Source organism: Leucobacter fengyongliangi (assembly GCF_052386045.1).
Window position 1 is genome coordinate 1,316,509 of the sequence record NZ_CM126356.1, and the last position, 12,853, is coordinate 1,329,361.

Annotated in this window: 9 protein-coding genes; 4 read left to right on the forward strand and 5 right to left on the reverse strand. The window is 60.2% G+C overall.

Annotation, left to right across the window (positions count from 1 at the left end; all coding sequences use genetic code 11):
• The first annotated feature begins 91 nt into the window (after positions 1-91).
• On the forward strand, positions 92-526 hold the full coding sequence (locus tag ACTNFK_RS06165; RefSeq protein WP_435935879.1) for an RDD family protein: 435 nt from the start codon (positions 92-94) through the stop codon (positions 524-526).
• Positions 527-603: 77 nt separating this feature from the next.
• Here ACTNFK_RS06165 and ACTNFK_RS06170 read toward each other — a convergent pair whose 3' ends face one another.
• The 3 genes from ACTNFK_RS06170 to lpdA form a co-directional block, all read right to left on the reverse strand.
• Positions 604-1,305: a DUF4191 domain-containing protein gene (locus ACTNFK_RS06170; RefSeq protein WP_435935878.1), complete on the reverse strand. Its 702-nt coding sequence runs from the start codon at positions 1,303-1,305 to the stop codon at positions 604-606.
• Between the two features lie 710 nt (positions 1,306-2,015).
• Entirely contained in the window at positions 2,016-3,725 is a 1,710-nt protein-coding gene (sucB, locus tag ACTNFK_RS06175; RefSeq protein ID WP_435935877.1) for a 2-oxoglutarate dehydrogenase, E2 component, dihydrolipoamide succinyltransferase, read from the reverse strand.
• A 51-nt stretch (positions 3,726-3,776) separates the two neighbouring features.
• Complete coding sequence (gene lpdA, locus ACTNFK_RS06180; protein ID WP_435935876.1) at positions 3,777-5,150, reverse strand: dihydrolipoyl dehydrogenase; 1,374 nt, start codon at positions 5,148-5,150, stop codon at positions 3,777-3,779.
• A gap of 179 nt (positions 5,151-5,329) precedes the next feature.
• Between lpdA and ACTNFK_RS06185 the strand changes: the two genes are divergently transcribed.
• Both ACTNFK_RS06185 and ACTNFK_RS06190 read left to right on the forward strand, forming a co-directional pair.
• Complete coding sequence (locus ACTNFK_RS06185; RefSeq protein WP_435935875.1) at positions 5,330-6,265, forward strand: PAC2 family protein; 936 nt, start codon at positions 5,330-5,332, stop codon at positions 6,263-6,265.
• Positions 6,266-6,458: 193 nt separating this feature from the next.
• Positions 6,459-7,826, forward strand: a complete 1,368-nt coding sequence (locus ACTNFK_RS06190) for an RNA polymerase sigma factor (protein ID WP_435935874.1) — start codon at positions 6,459-6,461, stop codon at positions 7,824-7,826.
• A 58-nt stretch (positions 7,827-7,884) separates the two neighbouring features.
• On the opposite strand, the gene ACTNFK_RS06195 is transcribed toward ACTNFK_RS06190, so the two are convergent.
• Positions 7,885-8,106 (reverse strand): DUF7455 domain-containing protein, encoded by a 222-nt coding sequence (locus ACTNFK_RS06195; protein ID WP_435935873.1) that lies wholly within the window; start codon positions 8,104-8,106, stop codon positions 7,885-7,887.
• Between the two features lie 212 nt (positions 8,107-8,318).
• Here ACTNFK_RS06195 and ACTNFK_RS06200 point away from each other — a divergent pair, with 212 nt between their 5' ends.
• A complete protein-coding gene (locus ACTNFK_RS06200; protein ID WP_435935872.1) occupies positions 8,319-10,412 on the forward strand; it encodes a DNA gyrase/topoisomerase IV subunit B in 2,094 nt (697 codons plus the stop codon).
• Here the strand turns inward: ACTNFK_RS06200 and ACTNFK_RS06205 are convergent.
• Positions 10,409-12,853 (reverse strand): DNA gyrase/topoisomerase IV subunit A, encoded by a 2,445-nt coding sequence (locus ACTNFK_RS06205; RefSeq protein ID WP_435935871.1) that lies wholly within the window; start codon positions 12,851-12,853, stop codon positions 10,409-10,411. The genes ACTNFK_RS06200 and ACTNFK_RS06205 overlap by 4 nt on opposite strands.

A 12,853-nucleotide genomic window follows, 5' to 3' on the forward strand; every position in this document is an offset into this window, starting at 1 on the left:
TCAACACCCACCCTACGCGAGGAGCGTTTCAGATCGGTGAGACGAATGTTTCGCGCAGGTTACAGGCGCTGCTCCCAGATAGCATTTACGTATGCCCAACCCCTCACACCCGCAGCGATTTGGAGATCTTGAACCGAGCGAGTGGCCGGGAGAGCGGCTCGGCCTGCCAGAATCGGGGCCACGGTCTGTTGCCCGCATTGGACGCCGCTTCGCGGCGATTGCGATTGACTGGGCGATCGCCCTCGTGCTCACGCTGCTGTTTCCGACTGAGGGTGGTGCCGCCACATTCACCACGCTGGGAATCTTCGCGGTGATGCATATGCTCTTCATTCCCACGCTCGGTGGTTCTCTGGGCCACCGGATTCTCGGTCTCCGCGTCGTTCCACTTGCGGGTGGGTGGATCGGTCTGTGGCGACCGGCGGTAAGAACACTGCTGATCGCGCTTGTCATCCCGGTGCTGGTTTGGGATTCAGACCAACGAGGGTTCCACGACAAGATCGCTGGAACGGTGCTCATCCGCGCGTAGGTGATGGCTGATCCACGGCCTCAAGTCGGTATGATCCGATTGAGGAAGCCAGCGCGTTGGCGGTCGATCAGGCTGGGCTAGCGCGGACGTTGCCCGCGGATCCGCATCGGGTCGATGCCCTTCGGAATTCCGATGGGGTCTGACTTCATCGACATGAGCCGGTTGAATACTGTGGTGATCTCTGGCTTGCGAAGTACGGGCTTGAGCTTGATCAGTGTTCGCGAGAGTTTGTGCAGCGGCACGGCGTTTTCGTCGGGCCCCACCTGGAGGGTGGTAATCGGGACACCGGGGAGCATCCGTTTTAACTGAGTCTCTTCCTTCGCCACCAGTTGACGAGTGCGCTGGGCCGGGCCTTCGGCGATGAGGACGACCCCTCCGCGTCCAACCACCCGGTAGACGGCATCTTGGCTCCGATTCATCGCGATCGGCACCTCTGAACCGCGCCACGACCTGCGGAGCGCACCATTGATGACCGCCCCGACTGCTCCGGGTCGACCCTCGAGCTGTCGGTAGGCCACCGACTCTGCGCGTCTTCCCAACACGATCATGACGAGAAGAACGCCGACGAGGATTCCGGTGACGGGCCACAGAATCCACCCGAAAACACCACCCCCGAGCAGCCAAGCGAGGAGCACGGAGACAACAATCGGGAGAAGAAAACTCGCAAGAAGCGTCAGCGTCAGATTGCGATCATGCTGCTTCGTATTCCGGTAGATCTGCACCATTTGTTTGATGCGACCGGGCTCCTTGTTCGCGCGCTGCTTCTTCTCTTTTGCCATAGGTTTCATCTTATCCTCTTGACGTCAACACCCCGTTCACACCTGGGTGTCCTGGAAGTTATCCACCGCCTACTCCTTCCGGGTGCGAGGCACCGCGAGCATGGGGCAGGCTGGGTTCGACACCGTGGGGTCGGCTCACAGTGTTCAGCGGAGGGGAGTCACCGTGCCCACACGCCGGTCTCGCACGGTCGCAGCAAGAGAGCCGCTGCGCGCCGCCGAACTCGCATGGGTGCTTGAGCAAGTCGGGAGCATCGGCATTCGGTGCCGAAGCGAAGGATGGTGCATCGGTGAACTTCTGCCTGGCGAACTAAGAATCGATTCCAGTGGGCTCACGCGAGTGCGTCTGCAGGGAAGGCTGCACCGGCTCGATCGAGAGTTTCGCGCAGGCAGGCATCACCAAAGGGGGCATGACCCGAGCTGCCGTGCTCTCGGCGTTCCACGGTCGGTGGTGGAGCGGCTGATTCACGACTGGGGCGAGGCCGGTTCAGCCGGTCTCCTGCTGGAGGGACTAGATCAGGCTGTGCTGGAGCTGAATCCTGGAGGAGCGCAACATACATGGACGGTGACGCTCGCAATGGAAGAACTCGGCATGGCAATTCGCAGCCGCATCACGCCAGCGCGGCCACGTTCGACTCCGAACACCGGATTTCGCGCGAAGGCCGCGGCACCCAGGTGGGTACACGCGGCCTTCGAGATGGCGTATTGGTGGATCAGTACCCGAGGTTTGCCTCGAACTGTCCAGCCTCAAGTCGGGTCTTCATCTGAGTGAGGAAGCGAGCGGCATCAGCGCCATCCACGATGCGGTGATCGTACGAAAGTGCCAGGTAGACCGTGGAGCGAACCGCGATCGAATCGCCATCCGGTCCGGATATCACGAGTGGCTTCTTCACGACCGCACCGGTTCCGAGGATGGCCACCTGCGGGAGGAATACCAGTGGGGTATCGAACAGCGCCCCGCGAGAACCGGTGTTCGTGAGGGTGAACGTGCCGCCCGAGAGCTCATCCGGAGTCAACTTATTGTCTCGAGTTCGAGCCGCAAGATCGGCTATGTCTTGAGAGAGTTGCGCAAGGTTCTTCTCGCCCGCCTCGCGCACCACCGGCGTGAGAAGCCCTCGTTCGGTTTCAACAGCGATGCTGAGGTTTTCCGTCGAAGGGTAAACGATGTTCTCGCCGTCGACTGTTGCGTTGATTACGGGGTGGGAGCGCAATGCCTCGGCGGCTGCCAGGGCAAAGAACGGGAGAAACGAAAGCTTCGTCCCGGTCTGCTTCAGGAACTCGTCCTTATGTGCCTGTCGAAGCGTGGCGACTCGAGTGACATCGACTTCCACCACGGTGGTGAGTTGCGCGGAGGACTGCATCGACTCAACCGCGCGTGCTGCGATGACCTTGCGCAAGCGACTCATCTTCTGTGAAGTTCCCCGCAGCGGCGACACCTCTGCAACCGGAGATGCAACACTCGCCTGCGCGGCAACTGGCTCACCCTGGGGCTTCGCAGCCGCGAGAACATCCTCTTTGCGAATACGTCCTCCGACACCGGTGCCGGTCACGTTTGCGAGATTGACACCATGGTCTGACGCGAGCTTCCGCACGATCGGAGTCACGTAGCCGGAGTTAGCTGCCGGGGAAGTTGGTGCCTCAGGAGGGGTTGTCTCCGAGACTACGGGGGCCGCTACTGGCGCGGGTGCCTGCACCGCTGCCGGGGCCTCCGCTTGCGCGGGAGCAGCCACTGGGGCCTCAGCTGGCGCGGGAGGTGCTGCCGGGGCCGCAGTCGGCGTTGCTGCAGCCGGCTCTGAGACTGGAGCTGCGGATCCGCTACCAATGCGTGCAAGCACGCCGCCCACCTCGACCGTCTCATCTTCCTGCACGACGATCTCCTGCAGGATCCCCGCAATCGGTGAGGGCACCTCAGTATCGACCTTGTCTGTCGATACCTCGAGCAACGGTTCGTCCACCTCGACCGAGTCGCCGACGCTCTTCAGCCACCGGGTCACGGTTCCTTCGGTGATGCTCTCACCCAGTGACGGCAGCAAGATGTCTTGACCATCTGCCACAGCAGGGCTGTCGACCGGTGCCGCAGCAGGGGTCTCTGCGTCCTGCGGGGCAGGAGTCGCAGCAGGTTCTTGAGGTGCAGAGTCGGGCTGGGCGGGCTGGGAGGCCGTCTGACTTGGGGTGGCATCGGCATCGGTGCCGTCGCCGATGCGCGCCAAAACTGCTCCGACCTCCGCAGTCTCGTCTTCTTGCACGAGGATCTCCTGAAGAATTCCGGCGAAGGGGGATGGCACCTCAGTATCAACCTTGTCGGTCGAGACCTCGAGAAGGGGCTCATCGACCTCAACTCGGTCGCCGACATTCTTTAGCCAACGCGTGACTGTTCCCTCTGTGACGCTCTCACCCAGTGCGGGAAGCACAACCTCACTCATCGTGAATTCTCCGATCGTTATTCGTCTAGTGTCTGCCGAATGCGGGTTCGCCTAGATGGCGTGCAACGGCTTGTCGGCGAGCTTCAGCATGGTCTCGCCAATCGTTTCGTTTTGAGTGGGATGGCCGTGCACAAAGGGTGCAACATCTTCGGGGTACGCTTCCCAATTCACAATCAGCTGCGCTTCACCAACCAGTTCGCCCACGCGCGCACCGATCATATGCACGCCGACCACCGGACCGTCGATGACGCGAACTGCCTTAACCGTGCCCGCGGTACCGAGAATCGAACTCTTGGCATTTCCGGCCAGGTTGTATTCGTAACTAGCGACCTTGTCGGCACCAAACTTTTCGACGGCTCTTGCCTCACTCAGGCCAACCGAGGCAATCTCTGGGTCACAGTAGGTGATCTTGGGGATGTTGATATCTTCTACAAGCACCGGGTTCAAACCGGCAATTTCCTCCGCGACAAAGATGCCCTGCTGGTATCCGCGATGCGCGAGCTGGAGGCCGGGAACAATGTCTCCCGCTGCATAGATACCCGGGATATTTGTTGCCAGGCGATCGTTGGTCAGAACGAATCCTCGGTCCATCTCAATGCCAACTTCTTCGTATCCCATGCCTTGGGTGATTGGGCCACGTCCCACAGCAACGAGCAAATAGTCAGCCTCGATGATGGTTCCATCCTCCAGGTGAACAGTCACACCACTGGAATTCTGCGTCACCGACTGGAACCGCACGCCGAGCTTATAATCGATGCCCCGCTTGCGGAATGCGCGCTCAAGCTGCTTGGAGATGGATTCTTCTTCATTCGGCACGAGGTGGGGCAAGCCCTCGATGATCGTGACCTCGGCACCGAACGACCGCCACACGCTGGCAAATTCGACACCGATCACGCCACCGCCGAGAATGGCCACCCGGCGCGGAATCTCGGTGAGTTCGAGTGCGTGCTCACTTGCAATGACGCGGCCCGTAATCTCGAGACCGGGGAGGGAACGCGAGTAGGAACCTGTGGCGAGGACGATGTGCTTGCCCGTGATGCGATCGGCACCGACCTGCACGGCGTTCGGGGCGACGAGCCGCCCTTCCCCGGCGATCACGGTGATGCCGTTTGCCTTCAGTAGCCCCTGGAGTCCCTTGTACTTGCCGTCCACCAGTTTGGTGCGAAAGGCATTCACAGCCGCAATGTCAATGCTCTGAACCACGGAGTTCACACCGTAGGCAGCGCCTTCGCGCGCGACATCGGCGACCTCGGCGGAGTGAAGAAGTGCTTTGGTGGGGACGCAACCGCGATGCAGGCAGGTGCCGCCCAGCTTCTCTTTCTCAATGACTGCGACGCTCATTCCGAGCTGAGTCGCGCGGATTGCCGTGGCATAGCCGGCGCTGCCGCCGCCCAAGACAACGATGTCAAACTGCTGATCGGCCAAGTGGGATCTCCCTCGGAATTTCGCGTAGCTACAAAGATGGCTGCACCCGGTTGTGACCGGTGTACCGCCTCAAGCCTACTACCGCTGGGGTGCTTGAGCGGGTGGTGGGCGAAGCGTGGTTCGCTCAGGGCGTGACCATGGTCCGGATGCCGACACTTGCACCTTCGTAGAATGGTGGAGTGTCTGATTCCATTTTTTCCGCAGAGTACGCAGAACGTCGAGCCGCGGTGCCCAAGGGTATTCCATTGGTCGTTGCGCTACGTGGTCTGAGCGATGCGGGCGGTGTCATCACGCAGCTTGAGGGATTCCTGTGGGATCGATACGAGCCGGAAGAGATACTGCGCTTCAACGCCGACCTTTTGCTCGATTACAGGTCCCGGCGCCCGCTCATTACTTTTGAGGAGGATCACTTCGTTGATTATTCCCCGGAAGAGCTGTCCCTGAGTCTCGCCCGCGATGAGCTGGGTTCACCCTTCCTCATTCTGAGTGGATTCGAGCCTGATTTCCGCTGGGATCAGTTCATCGACACGGTACTCATGCTGGTTCACGAGTTTGAAGTGTCGACGACAGTGTGGACGCACGCGATTCCGATGCCGGTGCCGCACACCCGCCCAATCCGCATGACGGTAAGCGGATCGCGAGATGACATTATTGAAGCGCACTCAGTGTGGCGGCCCACGACGAAACTCGCCGCTTCTGCCTCACATGTGCTCGAGTATCGACTGCATAACCTGGGTGAGGAAGTCGTTGGATTTGCACTCCTCGTTCCTCACTACCTTGCGAACACCGAGTTTCCGGACGCGCTCCTTACCGCGCTTGACGGATTCATGGCCGCCACCGGGCTTCTCTTCGCCACGGACACTGTGCGTGAGGCTTCACAAGGCTTTCATCATCAGGTTGACTCACAGATCGGTGAAAGCGAGGAATCAAGCGAGATGGTTCGCGGTCTTGAGACCCGGTACGACGCTTACATAGAGGATCAGACGACGCGCTCGCCCCTGGTGGGTGAGGATGGCTCGTTGCCGACTGCCGATCAGCTCGCAAGCGAGCTCGAACGCTTCCTTGCGCAGCAGCGCGACCCCGATCCTGGAGAACAATCGCAGCCTGGTCTGTAGCCCGCACCGAGCATGCAATAATGGGACGGTAGCCCATTCAATCCGGACGTGTAGTTGGAAAACCAACACTCCGGGCTTGACATGGGTTTTCATGGTATGCGCTGCAGGCGGAGTTTTCTGGCTCGGTGCATGCTGACTTTGGCTCGATCGAGCCAGTTACAGAACACCAGCTCCGACACAGAGAGGCGGCCGCGTGGCGACTGCATCTACGTCCAAGACCTCCGCACAATCGAAGGTCAACGGGGGCGATACCGAATCGTCCGCGTCAGAGACCCAGACAACAGCGGCTCCGGAACCGAAGACCGCCGCGAAGCGCGCCCCTTCCAAGACGGCTGCCGCTAAAAAGACGGCTGCAGCGAAGCCTGCGGCCGAGAAGAAGGATGCAGTCGAAAAGAAGCCTGCGGTAAAGAAAGCAGTGGTTCGCAAGACCGTTGCACGCAAGCCCGCAAAGGCAGCCGTCGCAGACATCCTCGAAGATGACGAGAAGCTCGAAGAGGGCGTCGATGTCGGCATGAACGATCACGACTCTGATGAAGAGGGTGCGTCGGGCACGTCGAACTCAACCATGACCGAGCCCTTGCCGACCGGCGCAATCGTGCTGAAGGCTCGCGACGAAGAAGATGTTCCAACCGTCACCACCCTGATCCCTGGCGCAACTGCCGATCCGGTCAAGGACTACCTGAAGCAAATTGGCAAGGTTGCGTTGTTGAACGCTGCCGAAGAGGTCGAACTCGCAATGCGCATCGAAGCCGGCTTGTTCGCAGAGGAAAAGCTCGCGACCGAGAAGAGTCTGCCCAAGAAGCTTGAGCGCGAGTTGAAGTGGGTCGCTCGAGATGGCCAACGTGCCAAGAGTCACCTCCTCGGGGCGAACCTGCGCCTGGTGGTTTCGCTCGCGAAGCGCTACACCGGCCGTGGCATGCAGTTCCTCGACCTGATTCAAGAGGGCAACCTGGGCCTCATTCGTGCGGTCGAGAAGTTCGATTACACCAAGGGTTTCAAGTTTTCGACGTACGCCACGTGGTGGATCCGCCAGGCCATTACGCGCGCGATGGCCGATCAGGCTCGCACCATCCGTATTCCGGTACACATGGTTGAAGTCATCAACAAGCTTGCTCGTGTGCAACGTCAGATGCTGCAGGATCTCGGTCGCGAGCCCACTCCTGAGGAGCTGAGTCGCGAGCTTGACATGACACCTGAAAAGGTTGTCGAGGTGCAGAAGTACGGCCGCGAGCCCATCTCGTTGCACACGCCCTTGGGTGAAGATGGAGACAGCGAATTCGGTGACTTGATTGAAGACACTGAAGCTGTGGTTCCAGCCGACGCGGTCGGCTTCACAATGCTGCAGCAGCAGCTCGAGCAACTACTCGATTCACTCAGCGAGCGCGAGGCGGGCGTGATTCGCATGCGCTTCGGGCTCGGGGATGGCATGCCGAAGACTCTCGATCAAATTGGTGACACGTTTGGTGTGACACGAGAGCGCATTCGTCAGATTGAATCGAAAACCATGGCGAAGCTGCGTCACCCCAGCCGCAGCCAGCAACTGCGCGACTACCTCGAGTAGGTCGACAGTCGAAAAGAGCCGGGCCCACGGGCCCGGCTCTTTTCGTATGCGTCGCGTATTACGCGCTCAACCTGTGTGTCTCATCGTGCCACACCTCGGCGATCGGCTTTAGCTTCTCTTCGTGCTTCCGGGCGTGATGGCCGCAGAAGAGCAACTCACTGCCGCCGAGCACTGCACGCACATAAGCTTGTGCACCGCAGCTATCGCAACGGTCAAGACCCGACATGGGTCGATCGGCGGCGACGGTAGTCTCGGTGCGATCTTGCTCCAGAGTCGTCATGGCATCCTCCGCTCTCCTGGTCTAGTTGTCCCCATCAAACCACGTTTCGCTGACGTTCACTCTCAGTTCGGGTCATGTTTCGCTGACCGCGTAGCTTAAGGTGCTCTCTTGCGTCGGGAAGGTGTCAGATTCATTCACTGGCGGAGAGCCAACCCCCCAAATTCACCGAGCTGATCTAGGGTAAGAGGGTTCTGGCGGAAGGAATTACATACGTGGCCGATTCGAATTACTCAGCTCGCCACCTCACGGTGCTGGAGGGGCTGGAAGCCGTACGCAAGCGTCCCGGGATGTACATCGGCACCACCGATTCCCGTGGGCTTATGCACTGCCTGTGGGAGATCATCGACAATTCGGTCGATGAGGCACTCGCTGGGCACGGTTCTGAAATTGGAATCGTTCTGCATGCCGATGGCAGTGTCTCGGTCAGCGACAAGGGCCGAGGGGTGCCAGTCGATCTTGAGCCGAAGAGCGGACTCACCGGGGTCGAACTGGTCTTCACCAAGTTGCACGCGGGCGGCAAATTTGGAGGTGGCGGATACGCGTTGTCCGGCGGTCTCCACGGTGTCGGAGCATCAGTGGTGAACGCATTATCGTCTCGTCTCGACGTTGAAGTTGATCGCGATGGAAAGACCTGGGCCATGTCGTTTCGGCATGGTGAACCCGGTCAGTTCGCAGGGGATGGCCCAGACAGCGCGTTCACTCCCTTCCAAGATGCATCTGAACTTCGAGTTGTGGGCAAAGTCGCCCGAGGAGTGACAGGCACGCGTGTGCGCTACTGGGCTGATCCGCAAATTTTCTTGCAGACCGCACGCTTCGAACCCGAATCGTTGGTCTCCCGTGCGCGGCAGACGGCATTCCTGGTGCCGGGTTTGGGTATTGAGATACGGGACGAGCGCGCTGAGTCGCTCTCCGAAGCCGGTGATCCCGCGATTCATCAGTTCCGGTATGAGGGTGGGCTGAGTGAATTTGTTGACTTCCTCGCGGTAGACGGTCCACTAACTGACACATGGAGGCTGACCGATACCGGAAGCTTCACTGAGACCGTCCCGGTCATGGATGAGGCATCGGGTGCACTGGTCTCTCGAGAGGTCGAGCGAAGCTGCGAGGTAGATATTGCGATGCGCTGGGGCACCGGATATGACACCGAGGTACAGAGCTTCGTGAACATCATTTCCACACCCAAGGGTGGAACGCATGTCGCTGGCTTTGAGCAGGGTCTTGTGCGGTTCTTTCGGAAACAGATTGAGACGAACGCACGCAAATTGAAGTCGGGCAGCGACAAGCCTGAGAAGGACGATATTCTCACAGGTCTCACTGCGGTGATTTCGGTGCGAGTACCCGAACCGCAGTTTGAAGGCCAAACCAAGGAGGTACTCGGAACTGCCGCAGTGCGTCAGATCGTCGCACGCGCAGTGGCGAAAGGCCTCGAAGAACGTTACGCCTCGGTGAAGAAGCACGACAAGGCGCAGGCGGGGTCTCTGCTCGAAAAGATGGTCGCCGAGATGAAGTCGCGCATCGCGCTTCGTGCCCAGCGGGACACCGCGCGCCGAAAGAGCACCCTTGAGAGTTCGACACTGCCGGCGAAACTCATCGACTGCAGATCGCGAAACGTCGCAGACACCGAACTTTTTATTGTGGAGGGCGACAGTGCGCTGGGAACCGCGCGTCCCGCACGAGACAGCGAGTACCAGGCGCTTCTACCCATCAGGGGCAAGATTTTGAACGTTCAGAAGGCATCGGTCGCCGAGATGCTGAACAACGCAGAGTGCAGTTCGATCATCAAGGTGATTGGGGCTGGGTCGGGGCGTGACTTTGATCTGGATGCGGTGCGCTACGGCAAGGTCATTCTGATGAGCGACGCGGACGTCGATGGCGCTCACATTCGTACCCTGTTGTTGACCCTGTTTTTCCGGTACATGCGTCCCATGCTGGAGGCGGGCAGAGTTTACGCCGCGGTGCCGCCTTTGCATCGCGTTATCGTGCCTCAGCCCGGCAAGAAGCCCAATGACGTGACGTACACGTACAGTGAGCCCGAGCTTCGGAATCTGCTTGCAGACCTGCAGAAGCGAGGCAAGAAGTACCTCGAACCGATTCAGCGATACAAAGGTCTCGGTGAGATGGATGCCGACCAACTCGCTGAGACCACGATGGATCGCGAGCACCGCACACTGCGTCGTGTGCAGGTGGCCGATGCCCACAATGCAGCGCAAATTTTCGAATTACTGATGGGCAACGAGGTTGCTCCTCGTAAGGAATTCATCGTCGATAACGCTGATGACCTCGACCGGGAGCGTATCGACGCTTAGGGAGCCGAGCCGATGAATGCGGCAGCGCCATCAATGGGCGTGCCACTCCCATCGCGCTTGGCGTTCTCGGTCGGCAATTTGCGCACGCTTCCGTCAAGTGCCAGTGCTCGAGGTTCGCCGACTCCGACCCAACCGCAGGACAACTGGTCTTCTCCCTTGAGGAACCGATGTGCTCGGACTCCGCCAGTCGCGCGTCCCTTCGCGGGGAACTCAGACCAATCGGACACCTTCGCGGTGGCTACGTCGATTCCGGGCAGTGTCAGTGAACTATCAGCGACCGTAACGACCTGAGCGGGTGCGTCGTGGGGCAGTGCGACCGCGAATATGACGCGTGCGTCGACGCCTAACTTCATGCCTGCCATGCCGCCGGCACCTCGGCCTTGCGGACGCACGGCCGAAGCGCCGAAGCGCAGCAGTTGCGCGTCGCTGGCGATCACAGCGAACTCGGAATCGTCAGGGGCTGTGAACGCCGCCACAACCCTGTCTCCCGGCTTCAGGCTCATGATTTCGAACTCGGACTTGGCCGGGAGGTCTTGCAGCACGACGCGCTTGACGACGCCTTGCTCAGTGACGAGGCCGACGGGAGTCTCGGTGTCAAGCTCAACGAGCCCGACGACCCGCTGTTGCCTGTCAGTGAGACCCAGGTACGAGGTGAGGGACACGCCCGCAGAAAACGCAACCGAGGCGCCGGGCACAAGTGGCAAATCCACCGGTGTGAACCGATGAATTTGGCCATCGGAAAGTACCGCGCCGACCTCGCCGCGCACCGTCGTCGCTACAGCGGATCGCAGGGCACCGTGTTTGTTGGGTCTGGAGGATCTACCCTGGTACACGGGTCCCTCGGGGTCTCGGTCGATCCTGAGGGCTCGCCCGGTCACCGAAAGCAACACCGTGCAGGGGGTGTCTGCAACCTGGAGCGCGGTGACGCCGAGGGCTGCCGCGCGACTCGGCCGGGCGACAGCTCCGGTCAGCACGGTACGCCGGGGAGTGCCGTAGGCCTGGGCTGCCGCGTCAAGCTCGTCTGAAACGACCTGACGCAGCCGGTCTCTGTTACCGAGAATCTCGAGCAGGGCATCGATGTCGGAGCGGAGCTGATCACGCTCCGCCTCGAGCTCAACCCGTGAAAACTTGGTGAGCCGACGTAACCGGAGCTCAAGAATGTACTCCGCCTGGGCCTCGCTGAGATCGAACACCTGCATGAGTCGGCCGCGCGCGGTCTCTGAGTCGTCGCTCGTGCGGATGAGCTGGATGACCTCGTCAATGTCGAGAATCGCCACGAGTAGACCCTCAACGAGATGCAGGCGTTCACGTCGCTTTCGCAGCCGATACTCACTCCGACGCTTGACAACGGAGAGGCGATGCTCGATGAACACCCGCAGCATTTCAGGCAGGCTGAGAGTTTGGGGCTGCCCATTCACCAGCGCGACGGAATTAATGCTGAACGAGTCTTCGAGCGGGGTGAAGCGATAGAGCTGTTCGAGTACCGCCTCGGGGCTGAAACCGGTCTTCAGCGAAATGACCAGACGCAGACCGTTCTTTCGGTCCGTGTAGTCGGCAACGTCACTGATTCCTGAGAGCTTCTTATTCTCGACCCCCTGTTTGATCTTTTCGATCACTCGCTCAGGCCCAACCAGGTACGGGAGCTCCGTGACGATCAGTCCGTTTTTTCGCGCGGTGAGCTGCTCGATCTTGACCTGAGCACGGGTGCGGAACGCCCCGCGTCCGGTGCGGTAGGCATCGGTGATGCCATCGAGGCCAACGATGACCCCGCCTCCGGGAAGATCTGGCCCAGGAATGAACTCCATCAGCTCCTCAAGCGTGGCCTCTGGATGCCACAGGAGGTGCTTAGCGCCCTCGACCACCTCGATGAGGTTGTGTGGCGCAAGGTTGGTAGCCATACCCACTGCAATGCCACTCGCGCCGTTCACGAGCAGGTTCGGCACGGCCGCCGGCAGCACGTCGGGTTGCATGATCTGGTTGTCGTAGTTTGGGACGAAATCGACGACATCTTCGTCTAGCGACTCTGTCATCGCGAGCGCGGCTCCGGCGAGCCGCGCTTCCGTGTACCGTGATGCCGCGGGGCCGTCATCGAGTGAGCCAAAGTTCCCGTGCCCGTCGATGAGGGGCAGACGCATCGCGAAGTTCTGGGCCATCCGGACGAGCGCGTCGTAGATGGAGGAGTCACCGTGCGGGTGCAGCTTGCCCATCACCTCGCCGACCACTCGCGCGGACTTGACGTGGCCTTTTTCGGGTCGCAATCCCATGTCGGTCATCATGAAGAGAATGCGACGCTGAACCGGCTTCAGTCCATCACGAGCGTCGGGAAGGGCTCGAGAATAGATCACCGAATAGGCATATTCAAGGAATGATGCCTCCATTTCGCTGGAGATATCGATGTCTTCGATGCGCTCTAATGCGGCGCCGGCGGTGTGATCAGTCAC

Coding starts and splice junctions, on each gene's coding strand:
- ACTNFK_RS06170 (WP_435935878.1), bottom strand. CDS start 1,305: ATGGCAAAAGAGAAGAAGCAGCGCGCGAACAAGGAGCCCGGTCGCATC.
- ACTNFK_RS06165 (WP_435935879.1), top strand. CDS start 92: ATGCCCAACCCCTCACACCCGCAGCGATTTGGAGATCTTGAACCGAGC.
- sucB (WP_435935877.1), bottom strand. CDS start 3,725: ATGAGTGAGGTTGTGCTTCCCGCACTGGGTGAGAGCGTCACAGAGGGA.
- ACTNFK_RS06195 (WP_435935873.1), bottom strand. CDS start 8,106: ATGACGACTCTGGAGCAAGATCGCACCGAGACTACCGTCGCCGCCGAT.